This window comes from Kribbella sp. NPDC050281 (assembly GCF_040655855.1).
In the GTDB taxonomy this organism is placed as follows: Bacteria; Actinomycetota; Actinomycetes; order Propionibacteriales; family Kribbellaceae; genus Kribbella.
Window position 1 is genome coordinate 33,413 of sequence record NZ_JBFAKS010000013.1, and the last position, 26,281, is coordinate 59,693.

29 protein-coding genes and 11 tRNA genes are annotated in these 26,281 nt (G+C 66.5%); 15 read left to right on the forward strand and 25 right to left on the reverse strand.

The features are described from left to right. The first annotated feature begins 31 nt into the window (after positions 1 to 31). The 3 genes from AB0I34_RS16105 to AB0I34_RS16115 are packed head-to-tail and all read left to right on the forward strand — an operon-like array spanning position 32 to position 3,527. Positions 32 to 1,288 (forward strand): DUF2088 domain-containing protein, encoded by a 1,257-nt coding sequence (locus tag AB0I34_RS16105; RefSeq protein ID WP_360445618.1) that lies wholly within the window; start codon positions 32 to 34, stop codon positions 1,286 to 1,288. Further along, the gene (locus AB0I34_RS16110; RefSeq protein WP_360445620.1) at positions 1,285 to 2,151 is read left to right on the forward strand and encodes a U32 family peptidase; all 867 of its coding nucleotides are present in this window, start codon (positions 1,285 to 1,287) and stop codon (positions 2,149 to 2,151) included. The genes AB0I34_RS16105 and AB0I34_RS16110 overlap by 4 nt, the downstream gene beginning before the upstream one ends. Further along, on the forward strand, positions 2,148 to 3,527 hold the full coding sequence (locus AB0I34_RS16115; RefSeq protein WP_360445622.1) for an FAD-linked oxidase C-terminal domain-containing protein: 1,380 nt from the start codon (positions 2,148 to 2,150) through the stop codon (positions 3,525 to 3,527). Before AB0I34_RS16110 ends, AB0I34_RS16115 begins: the two co-directional genes overlap by 4 nt. 360 nt (positions 3,528 to 3,887) lie before the next feature. Here AB0I34_RS16115 and AB0I34_RS16120 read toward each other — a convergent pair. From AB0I34_RS16120 to AB0I34_RS16185, 14 genes are all read right to left on the reverse strand, one after another. After that, positions 3,888 to 3,971 (reverse strand) — tRNA-Tyr (locus AB0I34_RS16120). Then, positions 3,968 to 4,375 (reverse strand): methyltransferase, encoded by a 408-nt coding sequence (locus AB0I34_RS16125; protein ID WP_360445624.1) that lies wholly within the window; start codon positions 4,373 to 4,375, stop codon positions 3,968 to 3,970. Before AB0I34_RS16125 ends, AB0I34_RS16120 begins: the two co-directional genes overlap by 4 nt. Before the next feature lie 17 nt (positions 4,376 to 4,392). After that, positions 4,393 to 5,229 (reverse strand): alpha/beta hydrolase, encoded by an 837-nt coding sequence (locus tag AB0I34_RS16130; protein ID WP_360445626.1) that lies wholly within the window; start codon positions 5,227 to 5,229, stop codon positions 4,393 to 4,395. A 94-nt stretch (positions 5,230 to 5,323) separates the two neighbouring features. Beyond that, positions 5,324 to 5,396, reverse strand: a tRNA-Glu gene (locus tag AB0I34_RS16135). A gap of 36 nt (positions 5,397 to 5,432) precedes the next feature. Further along, positions 5,433 to 5,521 (reverse strand) — tRNA-Ser (locus tag AB0I34_RS16140). Between the two features lie 360 nt (positions 5,522 to 5,881). Further along, the gene (locus tag AB0I34_RS16145) at positions 5,882 to 7,027 is read right to left on the reverse strand and encodes an RtcB family protein (protein WP_360445898.1); all 1,146 of its coding nucleotides are present in this window, start codon (positions 7,025 to 7,027) and stop codon (positions 5,882 to 5,884) included. Between the two features lie 79 nt (positions 7,028 to 7,106). After that, positions 7,107 to 7,198: transfer RNA gene (locus tag AB0I34_RS16150), tRNA-Ser, on the reverse strand. 6 nt (positions 7,199 to 7,204) lie between these two features. Continuing rightward, a tRNA-Gln gene (locus AB0I34_RS16155) sits at positions 7,205 to 7,277 on the reverse strand. A 36-nt stretch (positions 7,278 to 7,313) separates the two neighbouring features. Further along, positions 7,314 to 7,760 (reverse strand): HNH endonuclease, encoded by a 447-nt coding sequence (locus AB0I34_RS16160; RefSeq protein ID WP_360445628.1) that lies wholly within the window; start codon positions 7,758 to 7,760, stop codon positions 7,314 to 7,316. A gap of 69 nt (positions 7,761 to 7,829) precedes the next feature. After that, a tRNA-Leu gene (locus AB0I34_RS16165) sits at positions 7,830 to 7,906 on the reverse strand. A gap of 70 nt (positions 7,907 to 7,976) precedes the next feature. Further along, positions 7,977 to 8,050, reverse strand: a tRNA-His gene (locus AB0I34_RS16170). A gap of 2 nt (positions 8,051 to 8,052) precedes the next feature. Further along, a tRNA-Arg gene (locus AB0I34_RS16175) sits at positions 8,053 to 8,126 on the reverse strand. 92 nt (positions 8,127 to 8,218) lie between these two features. Beyond that, positions 8,219 to 8,294 (reverse strand) — tRNA-Pro (locus AB0I34_RS16180). A gap of 203 nt (positions 8,295 to 8,497) precedes the next feature. Beyond that, positions 8,498 to 8,566: transfer RNA gene (locus AB0I34_RS16185), tRNA-Trp, on the reverse strand. Between the two features lie 553 nt (positions 8,567 to 9,119). On the opposite strand from AB0I34_RS16185, the gene AB0I34_RS16190 reads away from it, so the two are divergent. Further along, a tRNA-Thr gene (locus AB0I34_RS16190) sits at positions 9,120 to 9,195 on the forward strand. 184 nt (positions 9,196 to 9,379) lie between these two features. Here AB0I34_RS16190 and AB0I34_RS16195 read toward each other — a convergent pair. Beyond that, positions 9,380 to 10,669 carry a chloride channel protein gene (locus tag AB0I34_RS16195; RefSeq protein WP_360445630.1) on the reverse strand — a complete coding sequence of 430 codons (1,290 nt, stop codon included), beginning with the start codon at positions 10,667 to 10,669 and terminating at the stop codon, positions 9,380 to 9,382. Between the two features lie 412 nt (positions 10,670 to 11,081). Here AB0I34_RS16195 and AB0I34_RS16200 point away from each other — a divergent pair, with 412 nt between their 5' ends. Beyond that, a complete protein-coding gene (locus tag AB0I34_RS16200) occupies positions 11,082 to 11,534 on the forward strand; it encodes a potassium channel family protein (RefSeq protein WP_360445632.1) in 453 nt (150 codons plus the stop codon). A 39-nt stretch (positions 11,535 to 11,573) separates the two neighbouring features. Here the strand turns inward: AB0I34_RS16200 and AB0I34_RS16205 are convergent, their stop codons facing one another. Further along, positions 11,574 to 11,765 (reverse strand): hypothetical protein, encoded by a 192-nt coding sequence (locus AB0I34_RS16205; RefSeq protein WP_360445634.1) that lies wholly within the window; start codon positions 11,763 to 11,765, stop codon positions 11,574 to 11,576. 118 nt (positions 11,766 to 11,883) lie between these two features. On the opposite strand from AB0I34_RS16205, the gene AB0I34_RS16210 reads away from it, so the two are divergent. Both AB0I34_RS16210 and AB0I34_RS16215 read left to right on the forward strand, forming a co-directional pair. Further along, entirely contained in the window at positions 11,884 to 12,210 is a 327-nt protein-coding gene (locus AB0I34_RS16210) for a metalloregulator ArsR/SmtB family transcription factor (protein WP_360445636.1), read from the forward strand. Beyond that, complete coding sequence (locus tag AB0I34_RS16215) at positions 12,207 to 12,755, forward strand: SRPBCC domain-containing protein (RefSeq protein WP_360445638.1); 549 nt, start codon at positions 12,207 to 12,209, stop codon at positions 12,753 to 12,755. The genes AB0I34_RS16210 and AB0I34_RS16215 overlap by 4 nt, the downstream gene beginning before the upstream one ends. Before the next feature lie 50 nt (positions 12,756 to 12,805). On the opposite strand, the gene AB0I34_RS16220 is transcribed toward AB0I34_RS16215, so the two are convergent. Then, entirely contained in the window at positions 12,806 to 13,132 is a 327-nt protein-coding gene (locus AB0I34_RS16220) for a hypothetical protein (RefSeq protein WP_360445640.1), read from the reverse strand. Positions 13,133 to 13,300: 168 nt separating this feature from the next. Here AB0I34_RS16220 and AB0I34_RS16225 point away from each other — a divergent pair, with 168 nt between their 5' ends. Then, positions 13,301 to 14,038 carry a VOC family protein gene (locus AB0I34_RS16225; RefSeq protein WP_360445642.1) on the forward strand — a complete coding sequence of 246 codons (738 nt, stop codon included), beginning with the start codon at positions 13,301 to 13,303 and terminating at the stop codon, positions 14,036 to 14,038. 56 nt (positions 14,039 to 14,094) lie between these two features. On the opposite strand, the gene AB0I34_RS16230 is transcribed toward AB0I34_RS16225, so the two are convergent. The 6 genes from AB0I34_RS16230 to AB0I34_RS16255 all read right to left on the reverse strand — a co-directional run bounded on the left by AB0I34_RS16230 (position 14,095) and on the right by AB0I34_RS16255 (position 17,871). Next, on the reverse strand, positions 14,095 to 14,760 hold the full coding sequence (locus AB0I34_RS16230) for a Type 1 glutamine amidotransferase-like domain-containing protein (protein WP_360445644.1): 666 nt from the start codon (positions 14,758 to 14,760) through the stop codon (positions 14,095 to 14,097). A 131-nt stretch (positions 14,761 to 14,891) separates the two neighbouring features. Further along, a complete protein-coding gene (locus AB0I34_RS16235; protein ID WP_360445901.1) occupies positions 14,892 to 15,029 on the reverse strand; it encodes a hypothetical protein in 138 nt (45 codons plus the stop codon). Between the two features lie 151 nt (positions 15,030 to 15,180). After that, entirely contained in the window at positions 15,181 to 16,011 is an 831-nt protein-coding gene (locus AB0I34_RS16240; protein ID WP_360445646.1) for a hypothetical protein, read from the reverse strand. A 641-nt stretch (positions 16,012 to 16,652) separates the two neighbouring features. Beyond that, complete coding sequence (locus AB0I34_RS16245; RefSeq protein ID WP_360445648.1) at positions 16,653 to 17,033, reverse strand: VOC family protein; 381 nt, start codon at positions 17,031 to 17,033, stop codon at positions 16,653 to 16,655. Further along, positions 17,033 to 17,557 carry an SRPBCC domain-containing protein gene (locus AB0I34_RS16250; RefSeq protein WP_360445650.1) on the reverse strand — a complete coding sequence of 175 codons (525 nt, stop codon included), beginning with the start codon at positions 17,555 to 17,557 and terminating at the stop codon, positions 17,033 to 17,035. The genes AB0I34_RS16245 and AB0I34_RS16250 overlap by 1 nt, the downstream gene beginning before the upstream one ends. Further along, positions 17,554 to 17,871 (reverse strand): metalloregulator ArsR/SmtB family transcription factor, encoded by a 318-nt coding sequence (locus tag AB0I34_RS16255; protein ID WP_360445652.1) that lies wholly within the window; start codon positions 17,869 to 17,871, stop codon positions 17,554 to 17,556. The genes AB0I34_RS16250 and AB0I34_RS16255 overlap by 4 nt, the downstream gene beginning before the upstream one ends. Positions 17,872 to 17,954: 83 nt before the next feature. Between AB0I34_RS16255 and AB0I34_RS16260 the strand changes: the two genes are divergently transcribed. The 5 genes from AB0I34_RS16260 (at position 17,955) to AB0I34_RS16280 (ending at position 21,485) form a co-directional block, all read left to right on the forward strand. Further along, positions 17,955 to 18,461: a DinB family protein gene (locus AB0I34_RS16260; RefSeq protein WP_360445654.1), complete on the forward strand. Its 507-nt coding sequence runs from the start codon at positions 17,955 to 17,957 to the stop codon at positions 18,459 to 18,461. Between the two features lie 426 nt (positions 18,462 to 18,887). Then, a complete protein-coding gene (locus AB0I34_RS16265) occupies positions 18,888 to 19,310 on the forward strand; it encodes a hypothetical protein (RefSeq protein WP_360445655.1) in 423 nt (140 codons plus the stop codon). A 297-nt stretch (positions 19,311 to 19,607) separates the two neighbouring features. Next, entirely contained in the window at positions 19,608 to 20,396 is a 789-nt protein-coding gene (locus AB0I34_RS16270; RefSeq protein WP_360445656.1) for a class I SAM-dependent methyltransferase, read from the forward strand. An 11-nt stretch (positions 20,397 to 20,407) separates the two neighbouring features. Beyond that, the gene (locus AB0I34_RS16275; protein ID WP_360445900.1) at positions 20,408 to 21,001 is read left to right on the forward strand and encodes a dihydrofolate reductase family protein; all 594 of its coding nucleotides are present in this window, start codon (positions 20,408 to 20,410) and stop codon (positions 20,999 to 21,001) included. A gap of 10 nt (positions 21,002 to 21,011) precedes the next feature. Beyond that, positions 21,012 to 21,485: a hypothetical protein gene (locus tag AB0I34_RS16280; RefSeq protein WP_360445658.1), complete on the forward strand. Its 474-nt coding sequence runs from the start codon at positions 21,012 to 21,014 to the stop codon at positions 21,483 to 21,485. A 9-nt stretch (positions 21,486 to 21,494) separates the two neighbouring features. Here AB0I34_RS16280 and AB0I34_RS16285 read toward each other — a convergent pair whose 3' ends face one another. Then, entirely contained in the window at positions 21,495 to 22,148 is a 654-nt protein-coding gene (locus tag AB0I34_RS16285; RefSeq protein WP_360445660.1) for a histidine phosphatase family protein, read from the reverse strand. A gap of 159 nt (positions 22,149 to 22,307) precedes the next feature. Here AB0I34_RS16285 and AB0I34_RS16290 point away from each other — a divergent pair, with 159 nt between their 5' ends. Beyond that, positions 22,308 to 22,619 carry a hypothetical protein gene (locus AB0I34_RS16290; protein ID WP_360445662.1) on the forward strand — a complete coding sequence of 104 codons (312 nt, stop codon included), beginning with the start codon at positions 22,308 to 22,310 and terminating at the stop codon, positions 22,617 to 22,619. A gap of 450 nt (positions 22,620 to 23,069) precedes the next feature. Then, the gene (locus AB0I34_RS16295; RefSeq protein WP_360445664.1) at positions 23,070 to 23,738 is read left to right on the forward strand and encodes an NAD(P)H-binding protein; all 669 of its coding nucleotides are present in this window, start codon (positions 23,070 to 23,072) and stop codon (positions 23,736 to 23,738) included. A gap of 1 nt (position 23,739) precedes the next feature. On the opposite strand, the gene AB0I34_RS16300 is transcribed toward AB0I34_RS16295, so the two are convergent. Next, the gene (locus tag AB0I34_RS16300; protein ID WP_360445666.1) at positions 23,740 to 26,280 is read right to left on the reverse strand and encodes an FtsX-like permease family protein; all 2,541 of its coding nucleotides are present in this window, start codon (positions 26,278 to 26,280) and stop codon (positions 23,740 to 23,742) included. Between the last annotated feature and the right edge of the window lies 1 nt (position 26,281).

The following is a 26,281-nucleotide window of genomic DNA, read 5'->3' on the forward strand; positions in this document are numbered from 1 at the left end:
TGAAGCTGTCCGGGGGCTCCGGCCGAAGGGTGTGATCCCGCAGGTCACGCCGATCCGCCGGTTGCTCTCGGATGTCCCGACCTCAGCAGATCCGTACGCCGAAGCGCAGGCAGCGCTCGAACCCCTGCGATCCCGCATCGCCCCTGATGCGCGGATCGCCGTGACCGCGGGCAGCCGTGGCATCCACGACCTCGTCCCCGTGGTCAAGGCGGCTGTCGACTGGCTGAAGTCGGCGGGCGCAGCGCCGTTCGTCATCCCCGCGATGGGATCGCACGGCGGCGCGACCGCGGACGGTCAGAAGGAGATGCTCGCCGGGCTCGGCATCACGCCGGAATCCGTCGGCTGCCCGATCGAGGCGACCATGGAGACGGTGGTCGTCGGAACGCTGTCCGACGGCACCGAGATCCACCACGATGCGATTGCCGCCAAGGCGGACGGCGTACTCCTGGTGAACCGGGTCAAGCCGCACACCGACTTCCGTGGCCCGATCGAGAGCGGGATCGCCAAGGTTCTCGCGATCGGCTTGGGCAACCACGTCGGTGCGGCCTCGCTGCACGCCGGCGGCATCCCGTCACTGGGCGGGAACGTCGAGGCGGCCGCCCGCATGGTCGTTGCGCAGGGCAAAGTTCTTGGTGGGCTGGCGATCCTGGAGAACGCACGGGAGAAGACCGCCGCGGTCGAGTTGCTCCAGCCGGACGGCATCGCTGGTGTGGCCGAGCAGGCGTTGCTGCAACGAGCGGGCGCGTTGCTCGGCCGGCTGCCGTTCGACGAGCTGGACGTGTTGGTGATCGATGAACTGGGCAAGGACAAGTCCGGGGCCGGCATGGACACGAACGTGATCGGCCGGTGCTGGGTGCACGGGATCCCCGAGTTCGACTCGCCGTCGATCGCGACGATCAGCGTGCACTCGCTCACCCCGGCGTCGCACGGGAACGCCTCCGGCCTCGGCCTGGCCGACGTCATCCCGGCGCGTCTGCTGGAGCAGGTGGACTTCCGGGTCAGCTACGTCAACGCCCTGACGTCCGGCGCCGGGGGAGCCCGCCGCTCCCGGTTGCCGATGGTGATGGAAGACGACGAGGCCACTGTGCTCGCCGCCGCGACGATGTGCGGCCGGCGCGACTGGTCCGAGCTCCGGCTGGCCCGGATCAAGGACACCTTGTCCCCGAACGAGTTGTTGGTGACGCCGGCACTGCTGACCGAGGTGAGTGACCGCTTCGACCTGGAGATCACCGGGCCGGCGCGGGACCTGACAGCGGCCGGCCGGCTCGGACCCTGGAGAGACGCATGAACCTTCGCGAGGCACACGCACTGCTGGCCGATCGTGGTTTCCGCCCGGGCGGCGCGTCCGCGCGCACGTTCCCGGACGGGGCGCCGTACAAGGTGGAGATCCCTTCGTGTGAAGGGCCGCGGGTGATGACCGCGGTGCTGGAGGAAGCCAAGACCCGCGGCGTACGGATCGACCGGGTGTCGCAGGGCAGCGGCGTGATGATGCTGACCGACGGCGAGATCGAGGAGATGCTCTCGCTCGGTACGTCGGCCGGAGTCGAGGTCTGCCTGTTCCTCGGTCCGCGCGGTGCGTGGGACATCGGTGGTCAGGCCAAGGTCTCCGCGGCTGTCGGCGGTGTTGCGCGGGGCAACGAGATGGTTGCGGCGTCGCTCTGTGATGCGTTCCGGGCCGTCGAGCTCGGGGTGCGGAGCCTGCTGGTCGGGGACATCGGGGTATTGGAGCTCCTCGGTGAGCTGAAGGTCGACGGGTCGTTGCCGTCGGACCTGGTGCTGAAGACGTCGGTGCTGATGCCGTTGCCCAATGCCCCGACTGCTCGGTTGTACGAGCGGTTGGGGGCGACGAGTCTGAACGTGTCGACCGACCTGCCGGTGCCGGTGCTGGCGGAGATCCGATCGGTGACGTCGGTGCCGATCGACATGTACATCGAGGTTCCTGACGATCAGGGTGGGCATGTGCGGTTCTACGACGTACCGGAGATTGTCCGGGTCGCGGCGCCGGTCTATCTGAAGATGGGTCTGCGGAACGCACCGAACATCTATCCGGTGGGTGCGCATCTCACCGGGACGGCGGAGGCGCTCGGGCGGGAACGCGTACGGCGGGCGGAGTTGATCCTGCGGCTGCTGGCCGAACAGGATGAGGCATGACGCCTGCTGATCCACTGGTCGCCCGGTTGCGTTCGGCCCTGGGCGACAACGCGGTTGTCGACGATCCCGACGTACTGGACAGTCATCGCAATGACCACGCGACCTTCTGTACGGCCGGCGTACCGCGGCTGCTGGTGCGGCCATCGTCGACCGCTGACGTCTCGGAGGTTCTGAAGGCTGCCGGGTCATTCGGTGTGCCTGTGGTGACGCAGGGAGCCCGGACCGGGTTGTCGGGTGCGGCGAACGCGTTAGACGGTTGCCTGTTGCTGTCGACCGCGCGGATGAACCAGATCCTGGAGGTCTCGGTCGAGGACCAAGTCGCCGTGGTGCAACCGGGTGTCGTGAACGCCGACCTGTCCCGGGCCGTGCTGGAGAAGGACCTCTTCTACCCGCCGGATCCGTCGTCGTGGGAAATGTCCACGGTGGGTGGCAACATCGCGACCAACGCCGGTGGGCTGTGTTGTGTGAAGTACGGCGTGACGTCGGACTTCGTGCGCGGACTGGAGGTGGTGCTCGCGTCGGGTGAGGTCGTTCGCACCGGCCGGCGGTCGGCGAAGGGCGTCGCCGGGTACGACCTGACGCGATTGATCGTCGGATCCGAAGGCACGCTGGGCGTTGTCACCGAGGCGACGCTCGCGCTGCGCCCTGCTCCCGAGGCCTCGTTGACCGCGGCGGCTACCTTCCTGTCCATCGAAGAGGGGATCGCTGCCGCGGCCGCGGTCATGTCCTCCGGCCTCCGCCCCTCGCTGCTCGAATTCCTGGATCGTCCAACGTTGCGGGCCATCCAGGACTATCGCGACATGGGACTCCCCGCCGACGTCGGATCAATGCTGATCGCGCAGTCCGACCGCGGCCGGCGCGCCGCGGAGGACGTGGCGCGCATCGCGGCGATCTGCACCGAGCATGGCGCCGTCGACGTCGCCGAGGCTTCGGACGCCGAGGAGTCCCGGATGCTTCTCGAGGCCCGTCGCCTGGTCAATGCAGCTCTCGAACCCCTCGGTGTCACTCTCATAGACGACGTCGCCGTACCGCGCTCGAAGCTGGTCGCGTTGCTCCGCGGCATCGCCGAGATCGGCACGAAGTACGACGTACTGATCTGCTGCCCCGGCCACGTCGGTGACGGCAACATGCACCCCACCGTCGTCTTCGACCGCGACGACCCCGACGCCGAGGCCCGAGCCCTGCAAGCCTTCGGCGCCGTGATGGAACTGGGCCTGTCGCTGGGCGGCACGATCACCGGCGAACACGGCATCGGCAAACTCAAACGCCACTGGCTCGCCCAGGAACTGGGCCCGGTGGGTTTGCGTCTGCAACGCGAGATCAAGGCCGTCTTCGACCCCGGCAACCTTCTGAACCCCGACAAACTCTTCCTCTGAGTCCCCCTGCCCGGAGTCGAACCAGGAACCCGGCCTTCGGAGAGCCAGGCGAGAAATCCGTCACCAGGGGGATTCGGGTACGCCGCCTGCGGGGGCGACGTACCCGCAGCTTCTACTCCTCGACCGAGACGACGCGGACCCAGTCGGAGCAGTCGGCTTCACACCAGACGTGATCGCCACGGTGGGCGATCCGGTCACGCTGTACATGCCCACAGGCAAGGTGCACCCGGCGCAGCGCATGACCCTGCTTCACTGGAGCACCGGTCCTACCGCCGGGCACTCGCTTCCTGTTCCTGAGGTCGGCCATGGCCGGTCCTCCTCTCTTCTCATCTTGTTTATTGCCCAAGGCATCCTTGTGCGTGCAGGAGACAGGATTCGAACCTGCTCAGCCCGAAGGCGACGGGGTTACAGCCCGCCCCGCCTCTCCCACGGCGGCGCTCCTACAGGTATCGACGGACTGCTTCGCAGTACTGCCGAAATTCGTGGGGGAACTTCTCGCTCAACCTGTGTTCCTCACCAACTACGTCCCGGTGCATCGCCGCGGCGGCCAACGGCAACGTCGCCAGCACCCATCCGGACCGGGTGAGAAGGCCGATTCCCAGGTGCAGCAGGGTGCAGCCGACGTACATCGGATTACGGCTCACGCAGTACACCCCGGTCGTCACCAGCTCGTCCGGCTCTGCAAGCTCCGTCGGTGCGGCAGCTTTCACGGCGGCAGCAACGATCAGGCTCCCGGCTCCAACTGCCGCCCATCCAGCCGAGCGCCGGCGCATCAACCGCCACGGGCGGACCTGCTCGAGCGCGATCCCAGCCGCGATCCCGGCCAGGCCGGCTTCGGGGATCGGCACATTCCGCAGCGCGGCGGTCAGACCGGCGTTCGTAGTGCTTCCTCGATGGCGCGCGTGAAGGCACCCGGTTGCTCGATGTGCGGGACGTGTCCGGCCGCATCGATCACCTGCAACGGCCAGCCGAGCCGAGCCCTCGCTTCCTCGGCAAGCGCCAGCGGTACGAATCGGTCCTGCGCTCCCCAGACCAAAGTTGTCGGCACGTCGACGAGCTCGTGGACCTGTTGGGTACCTGTTGCCACCAGTTGGCGCATCGTCCGCTTGACGTGTGGCACACGTGCGCGGCTCCGCGTGTAGGCGGTGAAGGAGTTGAACCAGTCCGGGTCCCGCTCGCGTACACGGTCCAGGTTGGCGAACGCCCAGCGTTCGAACCTCTCCATGTTCCGCTCGGAAGGCCGAACCGCGAACCTGACCGCCATCACCCGAAGTCCAAGTGGCATCCGGTACGCCCCGACTCCCGGCGCACCGTAGAGAACCAACCGCTGGAGCAGCTTTCCACGTCTCCCTGCGTAGCGTGCCGCCAGCGTCCCTAGCAGTGAATGCGCGACCAAGGTCGGCGCCCGGTCACACGTCAACCGAAGCAGATCGGTGAACCATGCGTCGAAGGTCGCGGTATCCAGGCGATCAACCGGATCAGACTCGCCAAGCCCTGGTGCGTCGGGAATGACGAGCCGGTGCTCCTCCGCCAACCGGGAGATCACCGGTGCCCAGTAGATCCCTCCACACTCGATTCCCCCGTGCAGCAAGACCAGCGGCGGGCCATCGCCACCGACGAGCATCGTCGTCGGAATACCGGCAATCTCGACCCGCTGCTCATCGACTGCAAGCCCTCGCAGCAACCGCGCCCTCTCGTCCATGGCTCACCTCGGTACCAACCGTAGGCACTGGCTACTCGCTTCCGCTTCCGAAGAACCACGCAACCAGGTGGGGCCAGACCTGCGGAGAACCACGTACCCCGTACCGGATTCGAACCGGTGATCTTCCGGATGAGAACCGGACGTCCTGACCACTAGACCAACGGGGCCTGGCAGGGGCGGCCGGTCCATCCCGGCCGCCCCAGCGGTGAGAGTGAGATTCGAACTCACGGACCAACCGAAGCCGATCGACGGTTTAGCAAACCGCTGCCCCTGCCCACAGGCGGACCTCACCTCGAATCGTGCCTTACGACAGGAGGTACTCCCCGGCGCCCACCTGTCCTGCGCCTGACGACGCCGGACAGATTCATCCGACGCCAGCTACCTCCTGTTGTTACGTCCCCCAACAACGCCGAACCACCGCACCAGGCACTTCACTACCCCAACTCCGCCGCGCGCCGCCGACCTCACCCCGCCGACCTCCGCGGGACCTCCCCGCCGACCTCCGACTCCGCCGCCCGCCGTCTCCCCTGACGACGGCGGGCGGCGCATCCTGTGGATAACTCCCACGTCCTCAGCCCTCGCACTTGTACGCTTAGTGCAGAGGAAGAGGCGCACGGCAGGCAGGCCCACGACCGCGGACCCGCCCACCGCTTCAGCCCTTGACGCAGATGACCTGCTTGAGGTGGGCGACGACCTCGACCAGGTCCGATTGGGCCGCGATGACGGACTCGATGTCCTTGTACGCCGCGGGGATCTCGTCGATCACCCCGGCGTCCTTGCGGGACTCGACCCCCGTGGTCTGCGCGACCAGGTCGTCGACCGTGTACCGGCGCTTCGCCTCGTTGCGGCTCATCCGCCGGCCTGCCCCGTGCGAGGCCGAGTAGAACGACCGCTCCGACCCAAGACCGCGGACGACGTACGACCCCGTGCCCATCGACCCCGGGATCAGCCCGAGGTCTCCGCGCCCGGCCCGGATCGCACCCTTGCGGGTGACGAGCAGGTCGAGCCCGTCGATGCTCTCCTCGGCCACGTAGTTGTGATGGCACGAGATCGGCTGCTCGAACCGCACCTCCTGCTCGAACGACTCCCGCACCGCCTGCATCACCAGCGCCAGCATCACCGCACGGTTGCCCGACGCGTACTGCTGCGCCCACGTCAGGTCCCGCCGGTAGGCCTCCATCTCCGGCGTACCCGACAGGAAGACCGCGAGATCACGGTCCGGCAGGTCCGCGTTGTGCGGCAGGTCCCGCGCGATCCGCATGTGCCGCTCGGCGAGTTCCTTGCCGATGTTTCGGCTGCCCGAGTGCAGCATCAGCCACACGCGGTCCTCGTCGTCGAGGCAGACCTCGATGAAGTGGTTGCCGCCACCCAGCGAACCCATCTGCTTCTTCGCCTTCGACTCCCGGTCCTGCACCCCGTCGTGCAGGCTGGTGAACGACCCCCACAGCCGCTCCCATCCCCGCGGGTCCAGCCCGAGCCGCCGGATGCTCACCGGGTCCTCATGCGCCCGGAACCCAACCGGTACGGCGGCCTCGATCCGCGAACGGATCGCCGACAGGTCATCCGGCAGGTCCGCGGCCGTCAGCGAGGTCAGGACACCTTCCATCCCGCACCCGATGTCGACACCGACCGCGGCCGGCGACACCGCCTGGTACATCGCGATCACCGACCCCACGGTCGCGCCCTTGCCGAGGTGCACATCCGGCATCACCCGGACGCCGTACACCCACGGCAGGGCCGCGATGTTCCGCAGCTGCCGCAGCGCCTGCGCACCCACCTCGTACTCCTGCGCCCACATGAGCGTGGAGCTCTTGGCCCCACTCAGCTCCACCGGAAACTCCACGTTCATCTCCTCACCCTCCTCGTTCGTGTGCATGCGGTGGAAGTGGGACTCGAACCCACACATCCGGTGAAGGATCGACCGTTTTCGAGACGGCTGCCGGTAGGCCAACGCTCGGCTTATTCCACCTGAGAGCTGCCAGGGCAGGGCTCGAACCTGCGGGACCTCGGATCAGAACCGAGGGTGGGTCACCGTCGCCCACCTGGCATCACGCTCCGACGCGAGACCTGGGTGGGGTTTCGCGTCAGAGCGCCAACTCGGCACGGGAAGGGATCCACGGCTGCCACAGCAGCGGCATGCCGGCCTCTTCGGGCGTGCGTGAGCCCTTCTTCTCGTTGCAGGACGAGTGTGCGGCGACAGCGTTCAGCCACTCGCCGCGTCCACCGCGCGACCGCGGAACCACATGGTCCATCGTCGTGGCACCGGGCCTACCGCAGTAGGCGCAGGTGTGCTTGTCCCGCTTCAGTACGCCGGCCCGCGTGTACTGCAGCCGGCCGGACGCGTACCGCCACTTCGTCACGACGTACCGGACGAGACGCAGTACCCGGGGGAGGGGGAATGGTCCGATGCTCGCGCCGTCATGCGCTTCCTCGACGACGGCGACCTCCCGGACGAGCATCCGGATGGCATGCTGGACCGACACGACATGCAGTTGCTCGTACGAGGCGTTGAGCACGATCACACCGCTCATGTGGTTCCTCCTCCCATCCAGTGTGCCCGACAGCTCGCAGTCAGGTCGGTGATCTCGGTGTCGGTCGTGTGGTGCGGCTCCAGGGACTCGAACCCTGAACCTCCTGGTCCTAAGCCAGGCGCCTCTCCCAATTGGGCCAGAGCCGCAGGTACTGCGTTCTGTCACGTACGGCGACCGGACGGGCCCAACGGGGCCCGGCCGACCGTCGTACCTGGGGGTGTCCGGCGGGGCTCGAACCCGCTTCCTCCGGGTCCACATCCCGGCGCCTCGCCCGCTTCAGCCTCGGACACAGCACGCCCGGCAGGACTTGAACCTGCACGCTCCTGCTTCGTAGGCAGGTGCTCTCTCCGATTGAGCCACGGGCGCTGAGCGCCCTGCGCCGGATGTGGTGCGGATTTCCGTCGCAGGGCACGTTCGTGGCGCCCGCTCGGCCGGTAGCAGAGCATCCTGCGGGCGCCTGGTCCAGCTGGAGGGACTCGAACCCCCGTCGTCCTCATCCCAAATGAGGTGGCCCGGCCACTGGCCCACAGCTGGTGACGTCCCCGGGGCGTTGCGAGCCCCAGGGACGGGTGCCCGAGCCTGCCCGGCTCGTACGAGCCGGCGGTCCCGGGCGTCTTCCCCGGCGCACGGGTGGCGCCGCAGGGAAGGTCTCCCGGGCCGTCGGTGACCCGGGAGAAAATGCGATGAATGTCCAGTTGTCAATTGTTCGAGTCGGTATCCGTGAATACCGGAAAAAGCATCGGTGGAAGGAATCGAACCCTCGTGACCCGGGTTTGGAATCCGGTCCGCAACCATTGCGCACCGACGTGGTGAAATGTGGCAAAAGAAAAGAGCCGCCTGGTGCCGGTGACCCGGCTCAGACGGCTCCTGGGATGATCTCCCGCTGGAGATCACACAGGTGGGCCGCCCAGACTCGGGCTCAGTTCGGTCCCGCTGAGCTGGTGATAGAAGGCATCGATGTGCACTGATCGCAGGCACGCCGACAAAGCCATGGCATCCAACCGCCACGCTTTCCTCGGGTTCCACTCTCGGTACACGATCACTCCTAGGTCTGTAGTCCTTGCGGGGATTAGTCTGGCGCATCCCTCACAACCGCGTCAACGCATTTGCCGTTTCAATTGTTCCCGCGCTATTTCCTGCCCCTTCCGACGTACCCAACCCCCAACAGGTTCCGCCGCCATCCACCGACCAGCCGTCGTACCCCGATCTCCACTACCGACCGCCCATCCCGCCCCAGGCCCCTCAACCACCCACCCCGCCAGGCCGCCCCCGACGCCTCTCGGCGCCGTTCGATCCCTATCCGATTCGGAATCATCCCCACCCTCCCGCTACACTCTTGCCTCGGCGCACGCGCCACCCGCCGCCTTAGCTCAGTCGGCAGAGCGTCTCACTCGTAATGAGAAGGTCGTCGGTTCGATTCCGACAGGCGGCTCCACCCGAACCCCCAGGTCAGAGGGCAGTTTCCTCGCCCGGGGGTTCTTCGTTTCCCCCTCGATCGCAACACCGCCCCGGTCCTGACCGCGAAGCCGCAGATCTTGCCGACGCGGCGCAGCGGCCGCCGGCACGATGGTCAGCCCAGTTCGAACAGGGGCTTGGAGTCGCTCAGCGGCGATCGATCATCAGCCTGTCTCCCGATTCGTTGCGGGGCTGCTCTTCCGGCGCGTGGTTAGGACGTACTTCACCGACTCCACTGCGAGGAACGCGGTGATGACGGCGATCAGGACGGGTGCGGTCTCCAGGGCCCCCAGCTGGGTCATGAACGCGGCAAGCAGCACCAGCGCGAACGGCGCAGAGATCACGGCTCCGGGAACCGCGGCGAGCATGCACGTGAACGCAAGGCCCAAGGGCACTCCGGGGATCACCTGGTGCACGAGCACTCCGGCCGTCCCCCCGATGAACAGCGTTGGGAAGATCGGCCCGCCCACGAACCCGCTGGCCTCGCTGACGGCGAAGGTGAGGATCTTGGCGATCACCAGGGCGGCCAGGAAGCCCGCACCGAGCGTCCCGCCGCTCTCCACCACGGTCTTTAGCTGGTCACTGCCCGTGAACATCGTCAGCGGCAGGATCACGCCGACGACGCCGAAGGCGACGCCACCGATCAGGGGCCGAACGACGGCCGGCACCTTGAGCCGGCCGAACATCACTACCGCCAGCTTCATCACGGTGGCCAGCAGCGTCACCACCACCGCAGCGAACAGCCCTAGGCCGATTCCGGCCAGCAACTGCCAGTCCTCGAACTTGTACGACGGCACCTGATAGGCGTCGAGGAAGAAGGCGCCGGCGACGGCGAAGTAGATCCCGAAAGAGACGCTGGAGGAAACGATCGTGGCGGCCAGGGTCTTGGCCATGCGTTGTCCGCCGGGGCGGGCGACCTCCAAGATGAGCATGACCACGATGACCGTGCTGGAGAACAGGCCGCCGTAGGCGCCGGCGAACCCGGCGAGCGTGTTCACCTTGCCGTCCTCATCGTTCAGCCGTCGTCGACGCGAGACCCACCCGCCGGCCCCACCGCCCATGGCGCCGAGCGCCTGCTCCGGGCCGAGGCTGGCGCCTCCGACCAAGGACACGGCCGACACGGCCACGATCCCCGGCACCGATCGACCGTCGACATGCGCGTGCTCGAGGTCGTCGATCAGGCTCGGGATCTTGTCTGGAAGGTGGGTCCACATCCGCAGGAGGCCGACCACGACGCCCGCGGCAGCCGTGACGCCCACCCACCACCACTGCCCGCCTAGCCACCCCGTATCCGAAGCGGTGTACCAGTTGTCCCCGACCCCGATCAAGCCCATGAACAGCAGGGCGACGACGGCGCCGAAGACGCCGAGCCCGAGCGCGTTCACCATCAGCACCCAGAACTGTGGCGTCTGTGGGAACGGCGGCGCCGGCGCCGATCCTGACCCGGCGCTCATGAACCGTGTTCCTTCTGCATCGTCCGCATGTGGGCCTCCCCCCGTAGGACCTCCCCGGCCCCGCGGTTTGATTCAGTGTCTACCGGCTCGCCCTCGGCGGGAACATGCCGATGCATTGGCGATCGGGGACGGCTCACTCCCGGGCGAGGTTGTCCCAGTACCCTTCCTGCGACCATGCGCCCCACCAGAGTGCAGCACCAGAGCGCGACGGAACTTTCCCGCCGGCGCGAAGCGCAGGCAGCCGACGGACGGACGGGCGTTCGGCGGTGCGGATCCGTTGTTCGCTACGTGCTGCGGGCGGGTGGCCATGTCGCCGAGAACCACATCGAGCCTGATCGGTTTCCCGTCGATGCCATCGACTGTTGCCGGTGGGACGATCGTGGTTATTGCGCTCCAGGAGGGATCGGACGTCATGGTTCGTTTGTTGGTGATGCGCCGGTTCGAGGCGTTCAAGCGCGCCCCGCTGTCCGTGCGCAAGGCGATGGCGGTGATCGTCGCCGCAACGCTCGTGAGTGTGCTGGTCGGCGGCGTGCTGATCACCCTGGTGGATCCGGAGGAGTTCCCGAACCTGGGCACGGGGCTTTGGTGGGCGTTGCAGACGGTGACCACGGTCGGGTACGGCGACGTGACCCCCGAGAACACCGCTGGGCGGTTCGTGGGGGCGCTGTTCCTGCTGGAGGCGATCGCGTTCGTGACGATCGTGACCGCGGTGATCACCTCCAGCTTCGTGGAGCGGGCGCGCCAGGAGCGGATCGCCGACTCCGAGACCGCGGAGTCGGCGGGAATGGAGCAGCTGACTGCCCAACTCGCGGAGATCACCTCGAGGCTGGACCGGATCCAGCAAACCCTCGAGTCCCGGGGATGAACCGCAGCGCGCACCGCGCTCAGCTCAACGTCCGCGCCTTCAGTGACCGGCCAGCAGGTTCTTCAGGGCGGCAATGATGACCGCGCCCACAAGCACGCAGAGCGAGTAGACCACGGCCCGGGACAGCGACGCGCCCGCGTTCCGAGCCACGGCGAACCCGATCAGGGAGATCAAGGCTGCGAGGAGGAACTCGGCGCCCTCGAGTTCTGAGGAGTCGGGCAGTAGGAGCACGCCGGCGGAGACGATCAATGCGACGGCGGCCGCGCCGGCCAGCTGGGCTCGCGGTCCTCGCGAATCTGCACGCTTATGTACCTTGACGGTTACGTAACCACTTCGGTACATTGATCGGGTGGAAGCAGTATTGCGGGCATTGGCGGACGAGAGCCGGCGCAAGGTGCTGGAGGCGCTGGCCACCGGGGAAAAGACCGCGGGCGAGCTGGGGGCCATGCTGCCGATTGCCCGCCCGGGCGTATCCCGGCACCTGCGGGTGCTGCGTGACGCGGGTCTGGTCGAGGTTCGTCAGCAGTCGCAGCGGCGCATCTACAGCCTCCGCCCGCAGGCTCTCGCCGAGGTCGATGAATGGCTGGACCGATACCGGGCCTTGTGGGAGCAACGGCTGGACGCCCTGCACACCGAGATCGCCCGAGGAAAGCACGAGCAGAGGAGCACCAGATGACCGACAACGCAGGTCGCCGTACGCGCGTCCTGGGCAGGCTACGATCAGCCGGCGGTACGGGCGTCGTACGCATCGAGGACCGCTACGACACCGATATCGACGATCTGTGGTCCGCCCTCACCGATCCGCGCCGTCTAGCCCGCTGGTACGGCGACGTCGACGGTGACCTCCGCCGCGGCGGGCAGTTCACCCTGTACCTCGAAGCCGCCGGCTTGTACGCGGTCGGGCAGGTGGAAGTGTGCGAACCTCCGCGGCGGCTGCAGGTGGTGACCAGGGAAACCGACGAGTCCTGGCAGCAAGGTGACGGCGTGCCACCCTTCGACCAGACGGTCGAGGCAACGCTGACCGCCGACGGAGGCCAGACCGTCCTGGTCATCGAGACCGACGGCATGCCCCTGGACAAGATTGCCTTCTACGGCGCCGGGTGGCAGATCCACGCCGAAAATCTGGCCGCCTATCTCGCCGGGCGTGAGCGCGGCGACACCGGGGCGCGGTGGGGCGAGCTCGTCCCTCCCTATCTGGAACTGGCAACAACCATCGGCTAGCACCTCCGCAGCGTGCAAGACCGACGCAAGTGCGCGGCTGAGGCGTAGGTTTATCTGCTCATGGCTGTCGCAAGCAGTGGCCCTGCGTGCTCCTCAACGAGAGGCATCCACTCCGGCCAGTCCAACGTCCGACCAAGGAGGCGCACTGCAGTCCAGTACTCGATCATGTTGTCAGTGGACTGCAGCAACCGCTCAATCCAGGCGAAGACATCGCGCAGGGCAGCCGGGTCGCCAATCGCGTCGGGCATCACATCGTGGCGGAACACCCAGTCGACGCGCCCCGCGGGATCTATGCCGGCGTCGGCTTCAAGAGCGGCCGCTGCCTGCGGAAAGATCCTGAGGAACTCCCCTTCGATGTTGTCGCTTGTGAGGAGCACGCCGACACGCTAGCTCAGGCCGGAGTCAACTCATCGCGAGTGCACCAGACAGCGGGCTCCGCGAGAGGCTAGAAAGTCTGGCGAGATCGTGGGACGCCGGCCTACGCGCGCTCATGCCGAGGTCAGTACGGCTGATCTTGATGTGCTGCTGCCGCTAGCATCGTCGTCATGGCAACGCGGCTTGTTCAAATCAACATGAAGGCTCGGGACGACGCCGCGCTGGGCGGTTTCTGGGCGGAGGCGCTCGGCTGGGGAATCTCCAGCGAGGGACCCGGTGTGACCAACCTCGAGCCCGAGGGCTTCGTCTATCCCGACCCCGTCGCCGTCTGCATTGACCTCGTCGCCTCCCAAGAACCCAAGACGGTGAAGAACCGCGTGCACGTCGACCTCGCCACGACGTCGACGGACCATCAGGCGGAGGTGGTCGCGCGCCTGAAGGATCTCGGCGCAACACCCGCCGACGTAGGCCAGGGCGACGTCCCATGGACGGTCATGGCCGACCCTGAGGGCAACGAGTTCTGCGTGCTGGACCCCCGACCGCTCTACCGAGACACCGGACCGATCGCGACGGTGGTGGTCGACTGCGCGGATCCGCGAGCCATGGCCCGCTTCTGGGGCGAGGCCATGGACTGGACCCTGCACGAGGTGACCGACCACAACGCGGTACTGCGTTCCGCCAAGGGCGTCGGCCCATATCTGCAGTTCCGCCGCACACCCGACGTGAAGACCGTGTGGAACCGAGTCCATCTCGACCTCCGTCCATACCCAGGTGACGACCCAGAGGCAGAGGCGGCCAGACTGCGGACTCTCGGCGCCACCGCGATCGACCTGGATCCAAGCGTTGTCTCGTGGATGGTCCTCGCCGACCCGGAAGGCAACGAGTTCTGCCTCCTCGCCCCAGGCTGAGCGGCAGACGGGAAGACGTGGAGCTTGGGTGCGGAGGTGCGCTGTGACCTCGGCCGTTAGCGGGCAAACAGCTTCCAGTGCCCCTCGGAGACGACGTCGACGTTTCCATCGATCACTTTGAGGGCGGTCTGATCGTCTGTCGCGTACGCCCGTACCGGCATGGTGGCCGCCCATTTCTCGGCGCTGGCCATGGTGTTGTTCAGGAAACCCGGGTAGTCCAGGTGCGGAAACATCGAGAAATCGACTATGCCCAGCGTTTTGTCGCCACCACCGGGCGGGCTCCAGCGAACGAACCTCTCCCCGATGCTGGGGGTCATCACCATGCTCCCGGCGCTCAATCCCACGTAGACTGCGGGCAGCGACGGCAAGAGGTCTGCCAGTCCGGACTGCTGCATCCAGTAGCACAGATACATGGGATCGCCGCCTCCCACCAGCAGGGCGTCAGTCTCCTGAACCAGGGGAACCCAAACCTCTTCATCGATGCTGGGCAGCGCGGTGAGCTCCAGCACTCCCAGGGACTTCCAACCCAGTTCGGTCATGGGGCAGAGGGGTTGTTGTCCGCTGATCAGCTTCCATGCCTGGTCAGCGCCGCCGGGCTGGGCGTACATCGCGGTGGGAATGCAGAGAGCGTTGCACTCGGCAATCGGTTTGGCCAGCAGGTCGACCAACGCGTCGTGGATGCTCGGGTTCTTGATGCCTGAGTCCGTGAGGAGAAGCTTCATAACGCCTTTCCCTGGCTGAATCGTCGACCGCTCGAAGGATCGTACAGCTGGCGGCGCAGGTCCTGTACGCACCGATTGCGCACGACGGGTCCACTCAGGACACCGACCGGCAACCTCACTTAACTGGCTCTTCACAGTTGAGGGTGTAGTTGGCGTCTGAGGCCGCCGGCCTCGAGCAGCGATCGGGCGATGTAGCTGGTGAGGTTGCGGAACCCGAGGGCGGTGCCGCGGACGTACAGCACGACCAACACGTCGTTCGTCGCAAGCACTGTCGGCACCTGGCGCTGGCAGGTCGTCTACGGCGGTGACGCCCACAACAACCCGGCCACCTCAGCCTGCGGTGCAGAAGCGCCTTCCCTCACCATCAGCTGATCAACCAAACCAGTCGGGGCCGGTCGGTAAGGACCGGCCCCGTTCTGATCAGTACGGGATCGGCTTCCACTCGACGTTCTGGCCCACGCTGAGGTCGTCGGCGACCTCGTCGTGCATGTCACGGATCTTCAGGCCGATCTGGGCGGCCTGGTCGAAGACCTCCGGATCCAGTTTCGATCGGTGCCACATGTCGACCATGTACTTCCGCGTCTTCAGGTACGTCGTATAGCGGTCGTGATGGTGGTCGTCGAGGCCGAGGGCGACGAACACTGCCATCCGGTCGCCATCCGGCTTGGCCTCGCGGAAGAACCTGGGCCACCGGTCCTCGCTTTGCGGCTCGGGCGTCACCCACCAGGGGAAGCTGAGCAGCTTGCCGTTGCCGCTGTGCGTCGTGCGCAGACTCCACACCGCCAGATCGCCCGGCCTGGTCTTCACATAGATCGTCTTGCCGGTGGTCAGGTCAGGTTCGTTGTGCGACTTGTGCCGGAGGTTCAAGCCGCCCGTGTGCCTGGTGTGATCCTGCAGGTAGATCCCGAACCTGAGGATCGTGTAACGGCCCTGCCAGTCCGGCGCCTTCGCATCCTTGCGGTCCGCGTTGTCCTTGTGGTAGCCGTGCTGGCCTGAATTGACCGTGAAGGAACTGTCACCGGCGTACATGATGTCCTCGGAACCAAGCAGCTGCCTGGCCACCTCGACCATCTTCCCGTCCAGGATCGCGTGCCTCATCAGCGGCCGCGAGAGTAGCTCGCCGCTCACCCCCTTCGATGCGGACGCGCCGTCACGAAACTTCTGCACCTCCTCCGGGGTGTACACCCCACGCAGAATCTGCCACCCGTTCTCCCAGAACGCCGGCACATCCACTGATATCCGTTCAGCCATCACCATCTCCTCAAGCCCGCCCACAGGAACACGAGCAGCCTTAACCCACAGACCCCTTCAGCGCTAGACCGGAGTACGTAATATTTTGTGCGACCGTCAGAAAAAGCCGGCAGAGGCCAGTTTCTGGCGCTGGGGTTCGTCGTTCTCAGCCTCGATCGCCTTCGGTGCCCCCCGTGGTGCCCTAAGCTTCGTGGCAGCGTCCCAGAGGTTCTGAGCGATCAAGGCGGACGGACGTTGAGCAGATGACCGGCTCCCACAGCTAGCCTGTCTATGTAGCACTGGGACGAGGTAAGACGGAGATGAACGACGGCTCCGATCCCGAATAGCTTGGCTGCTACTACCGCGCGGATCGAACGCACACGCGGCGTCCCGCATCACCGGTGAGGGACAGCCTGGCCCCGGTCTGTGATCCGCCAATAGATCCGCGACACTTGTCCGCCAGGTGATTCGCGACAGGCTAGAAGCCTGGCGACCACCTGGGGCGCCGGCCAACATACGCACATGGCGAGATGAGTGTGTTTGCTGCACTCACTGGTCGGCTGCGACGATCACCTCCGCGACGCTCCAGACGCTTGGGTTTGAGCGCGCCAAGAACTCGCCGAGCGGTCGCGCCTGAACAACTGATGTCCGAACGAGCTGAGTCAGTCGCCGACTCTCGGGGCCCCCCACATGGACAGGCAGAACGGATGCCCGGCCGGGTCGGCGTACACGAAGCAGTGGTCTGCGTTGGGCTGATGCTCGAATCGGGTAGCGCCGGCCGCCAGCACACGCGCTCCGGTCGCCTCCAGGTCGTCGACGAAGAACTCGAGGTGCATCTGCATCCCCACCTCGCCATCCGGCCAGGTGGGTGGCCGGTAGTCGTCGATCTGCTGGAACCCGATGTCACCGTTCGGCCCTTCTACGAGCGCCCAGTACTCGTCACCCTTCGCGACCCCGCCGGTGATCTCGGCGTAGAACCGCGCGAGCGCGATTGCGTCGGGCGCATTGACCGTCGTCAGGCTGAGCCTGATCAGGTCCGACATCAACGGATCTCCATCTGCTGGTATGTCGGCGTGAGCTCTTCCCAGCGTTCCTTCCAGCCGGGCGCTCCGGCATCGGAGCTCCAGCCCTCCGGATGGACCGGGCCGTCGACCTCCAGCGACCGACCGAGATCCTCGAGGTGGACCCGCCAACCAGAGGCGTGGAACGGGAGATGCATCATCGGCAGGCCGCGCTCCTCGACCACCAGCCGGGTCTTGGAGCCCTCCTCGGTCAGCCACGCCTCGATCTGCCCCTCGTCGTCCGTACCCGGCTCCGTCGTCAGCAGCAGGTGGTGGGGCGCATCGCACACCTCGACGCGCGCCGGACCGGTCCAGCTGCTCGTGAAGACGGCCTGGATCGTGCCGCCGACCCACATGTCGCCGTCGACCCGGGCGATCCAGCGGGCCAGCCGCTCGGGCGCCGTACACGCCTGCCAGAGGTCGCCGATGTCCGTGGCGTAAAGGTCCTCGACCCGGACTGCTCCGCAGGTCTCGTCGAGCGTTCGCATCGTCGCGATCGTGGTCATCGTCGTGCCTTCTTTCCTCGTGCGATCTCGGTATGAAGAGCGTCGAGCCGGTTCTCCCAGAGCCGGCGGTACTCTCCCAGCCACTCGTCGACCTCGACGAGTGCCTCCGGGCGGAGTGTGTAGATCCGGCGCTGCGCGTCCTGGCGTACGTCGACCAGCCCGGCTTCCCGCAGTACGCGGAGATGCCGGGACACGCCCGGGCGAGCGATCGGGAGAGCCTCGGCCAGCTCTCCTGCACTCGCCGGGTGGTCGCGGAGAATCTCGAGAACCGTGCGCCGGCTCTCGTCTGCCAGCGCGTGCAACACCGTGTCCATGGTGCTAATGTAACCATGTGGGTACGTACCCGCAAGGTTACATTCGGCCCTCTGAAGAAGTGTCGTGTCCGGGAGGTTCAGAAATGACGGTGGCAGTCGACGCCGAGATCACCGCGTTGATGCAGTGCCTCCAGAGGCAGCGAGACCACGTGCTGGGTGCCGTGGAAGGGCTGAGCGATGAGGCGCTGCGGCGCCCCGTGCTGCCCTCTGGGTGGAGCTGCCTGGGGATGGTGCAGCACCTCACGCTGTCGGTGGAGCGTTTGTACTTCCGTGCCGCCGTGGCTGGGGATCCGGTGGTCATCGACCAGGTGGGTAGCCAAGGCAGCGCATGGCAGGTGGATCCCGCGCTGCTGCCGGCCGCCGACGTCCTTGACCGCTATCGCCATGAGGCTTCCTTGGCGGATGCCGTCATCGCCGCCTCATCCCCAGATGCCGACCTGGTCTGGTGGCCCTTTCCCGAGAGTGAGTGGCGCCTGCACAATGTCCGGGATGTCCTGCTCCATGTGATCACTGAGACCGCCTGCCACGCCGGACACCTCGACGCGGTTCGCGAACTCATCGACGGGCAACAGTGGCTGGTGAACACCTGACCAGTAGCCCTGGCTCCGTGCTTCGACTCCCGTGCAGCCGAACCCTGGTTGCGCCAATCCGATCCCCCATGTCAGACCTGGCGACCACTGCGACGGCCAACCGGGTCAGCCGCGATCCGGGCTCCGACTGCCGCACATCACCTGGCGGACGACCGTCGCGCGTCTGTCAACGGAGGACATGCCTGGCCCCGGTCTCTCTGCCGAGTTGGCGTTTATGGATCAAGGTGCGCCCTTCGGCGCGCGGCGCGGACGTGCTCGTGCGGTCACCGCCCGCGCTCGCTCTCGGTGTCTTTCAGCAGAGCCAAGGGCATGGCCTCCGGCGGGGGCCATGACTCTGGGATGACGGGCCGGTTTGGCCGGCTGTTCTGGGTGGGGACGGGGCAAAGGTTCGAGCGATGTGCGGGCGAGGAGGTCCAACGCGGTCCGGTGAGTGATGATGAACAGATGGGACGCAAGCGGAAGCCCGACCACCGCGAGACCTTCGCTGGCATGGTGGACGAGGTAGTCATTGCGAACCTGGAGCCAGCAGGGCAGCCAGTCGAGTGGTACCAACCGGTGCGCTCCGGCCAATACACGGACGAGTCTGGCGTTCGCTGGCAGATGCGAGGCGGAGAGCTGCCCTGGAAACGCATCGAACGCATGATCCACGACCCACAGGTTCGGGTTCTGCACGCCTACCAGAACGAGATCCGCGACGTGACCCCGGAACACCGGGAGGAGTTCATGGCGATGATCCGTCCCTACCTGCATGGCAAGAGAGTCGTCGCAGACGACCACACCGACTTTCGCGCTGGTGAGTTCAAAGACAGCGAGCGCAGGTCGCTGCTCGTGGTTGAGGAGACGTGCTAGAAGGTCGTGCCCCCGAATGGCCCAGAACCACTGAGCACAATCACTGCTCAAGGTCGGGGATCGTGGCGTGGTTGGGGCTCAGGGCAACGGACTCGTCATGAGAAGGTCGTCGGTTCGATTCAGACAGGCGGCTCCAGCTGAACCCCCAGGTCAGAGGCTGGTTCCTCGCCCGGGCTTCCGTCGTTCCAGTGGTTCGTGGTCCCGCTACGTCTGAGGCTGTGGACAACTTTCGCGCGATCTGAGCGGAGCGGTGGAATCGCGGTGCGCCGACGGAGGGTTGGTCGTATCGTCTCGGCCATGTCGGAACCAACTGCGTCGAGCGTCGTCCGTGACAACGGGAGGTACTGGGAGGCCTTGGCGCCGTACCGCAAGGGGGAGACGGTCGAGTCCTTGCTGTCCGGTACGAGCGTGCTCAACGATCACGAGCGGGCTGCGGTCGGCGATGTTCGGGGGCGCCGGGTCCTACAGTTGGCTTGCTCGGTGGGCGACGAGGCGCTGACGTTCGCTCAGATGGGTGCACATGTCACCGCTGTCGACCTTGCGCCGAGCCATCTGGCCACGGGAAGGGCGAAAGCCGAAGCTCTGGGCTTGGTCGTCGACTTTCAAGAGCAGGACATGATGGACCTGCACCAGGACGTCACTGGGTTCGACCTGGTCTTCATCTCCTGGGGCGGCCTGTGCTGGGCGCCCGACATCGACGATTGGGCGCGGCTGGTAGCCCAACGGCTCAATCCCGGCGGGTCGCTGGTCATCAGTGAGCATCATCCGTTGTGGGAGGTGCTGACAGTCGCGGATCAGGGTCAGCTCAGCGTCAGCGGCGACTACTTCAACTCGGGTCGCGACGGGTACGCCGACCCTCTCAAGGCACCTGAGATCACCAGGACGTTGGGAGTTCCCGATCTTCCACACCGGAGCTTTGTCTGGAGCATCGGCAGCGTCGTCAGCGCGGTACTGGCGGCAGGCTTGACGGTTCGATCGCTGCAGGAGTTCGCCGAACCGGACATGTATCCCGGTCTCGGCGACCGCGCTGGTTCGCTCCCGGCGACGTACCTCCTGACCGCGACCAACGGAAGGACTCAGCTGTGAGCCGCATCGTCGTGATCAACTTCATCTCCTTGGACGGGATCATCCAGGCGCCGCTGAGGCCAGACGAGGACACCGACAGCGGCTTTGCCCACGGTGGCTGGGTCCAGCCGTTCATGGACAAGACCGTAGCCACGTTTATGGCAAGCGCGACCAGCCAGGCGGCCGGCCTGCTGCTCGGCCGGCGCACCTACCAGAACTTCGTCGTGGACTGGGAACAGACCGACGCGACCGACCCGGCGATCGCCGCGATGAACCGGATCCCCAAGTATCTGGCTTCGCGGACACTCACCGATCCGTCCTGGAACAATACGATACGGCTCGGTCCGGACCTGCAGGCCGAGGTGGAACGGCTTCGGGGCGGTGGAGACGGAGAGATCGTGGTGTTCGGCAGCGGGCAGCTGGTGCGGTTCCTGCAGCAGCGTGATCTTGTTGACGAGTACCGGCTGTTGATTTTCCCGATCCTGCTCGGTGGCGGGAAACGGATGTTCGCCGACGCGGCTGGGCTGACCGCCTTCCAGCTCACCAACAGCCAGGTCAGCGACTCGGGCGTGACGATCAACTCCTACCAGCGCGCGATTCCGACTGATCCAGCACCCGAGCGGTAGGGAGCAGAACGTGTCCGACAACGAGCCCGCGGTCTCGGTGCAGGCCTTGCAACCACACCCAAAGCTCACCGAGTTGACCGAGCGCCTCAGCGGGCGGTGGCGGGTCAAAGGACGCGGTATCGACGGTATGGCCGAATACAAGTCTGCGCGGGAAGGCCTTCTTCTGGTCGTGAGCGTCGATTTCGTTGTCAACGGCACCGAAATGAGGATCATCCAGCACATCACCTACGATCCAGATGCCGACATGCTGCGGGCTCACTACATGGACACCATGGGCGATGAGTCCACCTACGAATGGGTGCTGGACGGCCAGAATCTCCGCGTCAGCCTGAGTGACGAAACGTCGGACACGTACTTTGAGGCTCGCTTCAATGACGACAACTCCGAGTACGTCGGCACGTGGCACTACCCGGAGCACGTCGTCGGCGGCGCGCCCGAAGAGCGGATTGTCTACAGCCGAATTGAGAGGTCAAGCGCAGACTGAGGTGAGTCATCAGGTCGCGCTCGGCCGCGGCTCTCCGAGGTCCTGTAGGTGGTGGGTTTCGTTCAGGGTGACGACCTGGTGGCTGAAGTGGGTGTCGTTGCGGAGGAGGGTGGTGATGCTGCCTGATTTGAGGGGAAAGAAGGCGCGGTCTGTCGACGTCGTGGGCATGCCGATCCAGGCAGCGATCAGGTAGCTCGATGCGGACCCGTGAGACACCACGATCTGGTTCGCGATTGGTCGACGGACGATGTCATCGAGCGCCGAGTAGAGGCGTTCGACCAACGCCATTCGTGTCTCCGCACCAGCTGGTCCGTCGTGGTGACCGAGTCGATCGCCGTACTCCGGAAGTGGGATGCGGCGCTCGTTGAGCCACGCTTGGGGACGCCCGTCAGCCTCACCGTTGGACCTCTCGCGAAGCCGAGCATCAGTCTGAACCTCGACGGAGAACCTCCGGGCAATTCGCTCCGCCGCCTTGCTGGCTCGACGCAGATCAGAGGAGTAGACCTCGACCGGCTGGAGTCCGATTCTGCTCGCCAGGACCTCGGCGATGCGTTCGGCCTGCAGGTGCCCACGGGCGGTCAGCTCTGAGTCGTGCCAGCCGCCGACGATGCCGTCAACGTGGTGTTGTGCCTCGGGATGCGTGACCAGGTAGATGTGTCTCATCACCCTCCTCGACCCAGATTTGCAGGCTCAGAGCCTCTCACGAGTCAGCGGGCAGGCTCGAGATCGGCCGGTGTACGACCTGGGTCTGATGTGAGTTCAGGGGGTGTCTGGGCTGAAACCCTGATGTGGTGGTTGTCCGAGCGGGGATAGCTTGCCGGGGTGGAGACGTTCGAGGTGAGAATCGCGGGGTTCGTCGACGTCGACGATGCGTTGGCGACGCAGGAGACGGTCGCGCGCGTGCTGTGCCCGGTGCCGGAACACAACGGGCCTTGTGACGTGCCGTGGGGCTTCTCGGTAGACGGCGCGGATCAGCTGGTACTTGGGATCTATGCAACCGCAGAGAAGGCGGCATCAGTCGTCGAAGACGTACGGGGCGCGGTGGAGCCGCGAGAAGTCACGCTGATGAACGGTACGCCGGGCCGCTTCAACGAACTGGCCGACCAGTGGCGCATCGAGCACACCGCCCGATAGCCGACCGGCTGGACCGAACGCGTCGACGACTTGGGAGAGGTACTACTACGGCGAGCACGAGGCGGCTTGTCGGCGGCCTCAGCAGGACGGGATGACGCAGTGGAGTGACCTGTTCGGGGAGACAGAGACGTTCCAAAAAGCAAGCCGCCGGCCCAGTCCCACAGCCATACTCCAACACCTCAACCTCACGCCTCGAATGCAACTCAAGCCGAGCGAGCACATCTTCGAGAAACCCCCGATTCGACGGAGTTTGGTACGTCGCGCACCGGCGCCACCTTTCAGCCACAGCACTGCGAGACGAACTCGAGCGCGCAGGGCTGCGGGTCGTATCGCAGGAAGAGGGGAACCTCGTCTGCACGCGGAACAGTTGACGGGGATGGGGTGGGGCCTCAGGCTCAAGGCGGGGGACGTTGTCGCCAGGGGGAGGGGCACGGGATGAAGGTCTGCATCGTGGGGGCTTCGGGGAAGCTCGGGCGGTACATGGTTCAGCATGCGCTGGATCGTGGTCATGAGGTGGTCGGTGTCTGCCGGCCGGAGAGTGTGGAGAAGCTCGCGGCGTTCAGCGGGCGGATGACCGTCTTCCCGGGGCGGACGGACGACGCCGCGGTGATCGAGCAGGCGGTCGCCGGCTGCGACGGGGTCCTTGTTGTGCTGGTCCCGCGAGGCGTCCACGGGTACGCCGCCGGAACGGTCCAGGCAGTGCTCGATCACGCGCAACCGGGCGCCCGCCTGGTGTTCTCCTGCGGATGGCACATCACGCTCGACGGCCAGGACAAGTACTCGTTGAAGCTCAAGGTGCTCGTGAACGTGTTCGGTCCGGTCGCGCGCCTGTTCCGGTTCGCTGACCTCGACGATCAGGTCGAGGCGTGCCGCCGAGTGTTCGCCAGCGACACCCGATGGACTGTTGTCCGCGGCAGCGACCTCGAAGAGGGCGACAGCCAGGGCCTGCCCGTCTGGAGCCGGCACGTCGGCGACCCTGTGCTGGAGAGCAACCTGACGCGCCGCGTGGACTTCGCCCTGTTCATGGTCGATGCGCTCGAGCGAGACGAACTCATCCACGAGGCCCCGGCCATCGTCGGCCGGCAGACCCCCTCGGCCCTCGCCCACGCGGCTGCGTAGGTCAGTCGGCGACCACCGCCTGGAGTACGTCGACCTTGGCTGCGGAGTGGGCCGGTCCCAGAGCCGCGAGCACGCCGGCCACCGCGGCCAGGACGACGTACAGCGTGACCTGGACGACGGGGATCGAGATGGCCTCGATGCCCTCGTCGGCGAGGGCTTGGGAGAGTGCAAGACCGAGTCCGATCCCGAGGGCGGCGCCGGCCAGCGCGCCGATCAGGGAGATCACCACCGACTCCCAGCGCACCATCGACCGGACCTGGCCGCGAGTCATGCCGACCGCGCGGAGCAGCCCGAGTTCGCGGGTTCGCTCGAACACCGACAGCACCAGGGTGTTGACGATGCCCAGCAGCGCGATCAGCACCGCCAGCGCCAGCATCACCGTGACGAAGGCGAGCAGTTGGTCGATGAAGCCGCTCGCCTCCTTCTCGAAGCCCTTTCGGTCCAGCACCTTGGCGTCGGGGTGGTTGGCCAGCGCACCCGTGATGGCGTTCTGTACGTCGCCCCTGTCGGCGCCGTCTGCGAGTGTGATCAGGCCGGACGCGGTCAGTTGCCGGCCGGCCGCAGCCGTCTGTGCGGCGATGCTGATGACGTAGTCGTCGCCGATCCAGCCCTTGCTGTCGTAGACACCGACGACATGCAGCACGTGCTTCCCGGTCTCGGCGAACTCCGACGTGATCTTGTCGCCGAGCTTCCAGCCGTGCGAGGTCGCGGCCGACTGGGCCACGATCACGCCATCGGCGCCAAGGTCGGACAGTGCGCCGGCCGACAGCCGCAGATTGAGGCCGTCCGCCGCCGCGGGGTCGATCGCGGAGTAACTGGAGTCCGCACCGTCGAAGCGTGCCTCGCCATAGCCACTCGGAGAAACCTGCCGTACGCCGTCCACGCCGCCGACCACCGCGATGACCTCGGGGCTGAAGCCGGGTGCCTGGGCGCTCGCAGGCGTGACGAACAGTTCCGCGTTGGTCGAGTCGCCGATGATGTCGCTGAACGACGACTTCAGCGAGGACGCGAACACGCCCATGCTCACGACCAGCGTCAGGCCGATCATCAGTGCGGCCGCCGTCGAGGCGGTACGACGCGGGTTGCGCATCGCGTTCTGCCTGGCCAGTTCGCCGGACAGCCCGCGGAGTCGCAGCGGTATGCCGATCAGCGAGGCAAGCGGCCGGGCAGCGACCGGCAACAGCGTGATGATGCCGACGAGGATCGCCAGCAGACTCGGGCCGAACGCCTTCATCGTCAGGCCGCCGTACAGGGACGTGAACAGCCCGGCCAGGCCGAGCGTGGTCAGGACGGCTCCGATCACGATGCGCCTCTTCGAGGGGTTGCCGGCGCCGGGCACCGCGTCGCGCAGTGCCTCGACAGGCAGGACCTTTGTGGCCCGCATCGCCGGGACGAGTGCCGCCACGACGGTGACGATCGTGCCGACGAGCAGCGACAGCCAGATGGTGCGTGGCTCGACCTGCAGGGACGTGCTGGGCAGAGTGAACCCCACGCGGTCCATCAGCAGGTTGAGCCCCTTGGCGACCACGAGCCCGAGGCCGACGCCGAGGGCCGAGGCGAGTACGCCGAGGAGCAGCGCCTCGATGATCAGGCTGCGGGCCACCTGGCGCCGGGTCGCGCCGATCGCACGCAGCAGCGCGATCTCGCGAGACCGCTGCGTCACGGTCATCGTGAAGGTGTTCCAGATGATGAACGAGCCGACGAACAACGCGATGCCGGCGAACACCATGAAGATGATCCGGACGAACCGGAGGTCCTCGTCGATCGCGTCCGCGGATTCCTTCACCACGGTCGTTCCGGTGACTGCCTCCGTGCCCTTCGGCAGGGTCGCATCGATCCGCTGTACGAGCTCGGCCTGGCTCACGCCGTCGGCCGCGCTGACGTTGATCGTGTCGAAGACGGCGGGAGAACCGAGGACCTGCTGGGCTGTCGTCGGGTCGAAGTACGCCGACGTCGTACCGCCGAGGTTCTTCTCACCGCCGAAGCCGACGGTGCCGACCACGTTGAACTCCTGCGTCGGCCCCTGGAACAGCACCTTGATCGTGGAGCCGAGCGCGATGTGGTGCTCCTCGGCGCTCGTCGCGTCGATCGCGACCTGGTGTGGCGCCGACGGTGCGGTGCCGGTAAGGATCTTGACGTCGCCGCGCAAGGTGGTGTCGGCCGGCATGCTGTAGCCCATGGTCGGGGCCCCGCCGCTGGTCAGGACGGCACGGCCCGCGTTGTCGGTGAGCAGCGCGTATCCGCTGACGGAACCCTCCGCTGCCCGTACGCCGTCGACGCCGCGGACCTGCTGAAGAACCGAAGCCGGGATGGGTCCGCGGCTGGTCCCGGTGCCTTCGGACTGGGTGTACGCCGCCTCGGCGCGGACGACCGCATCGGTGCCGGCGGAGACCTTGCCGAACAACTGGTCGAACGCCAGGCGCATGGTGTCGGTCAGGACCAGCGTGCCGGCCAGGAACGAGACACCGAGCGCGATCGATGCCACAGTCAGCACCAGGCGCAGTTTGTGCGCGAGCATGCCGCGCAGGGTTGCGGTGAACATG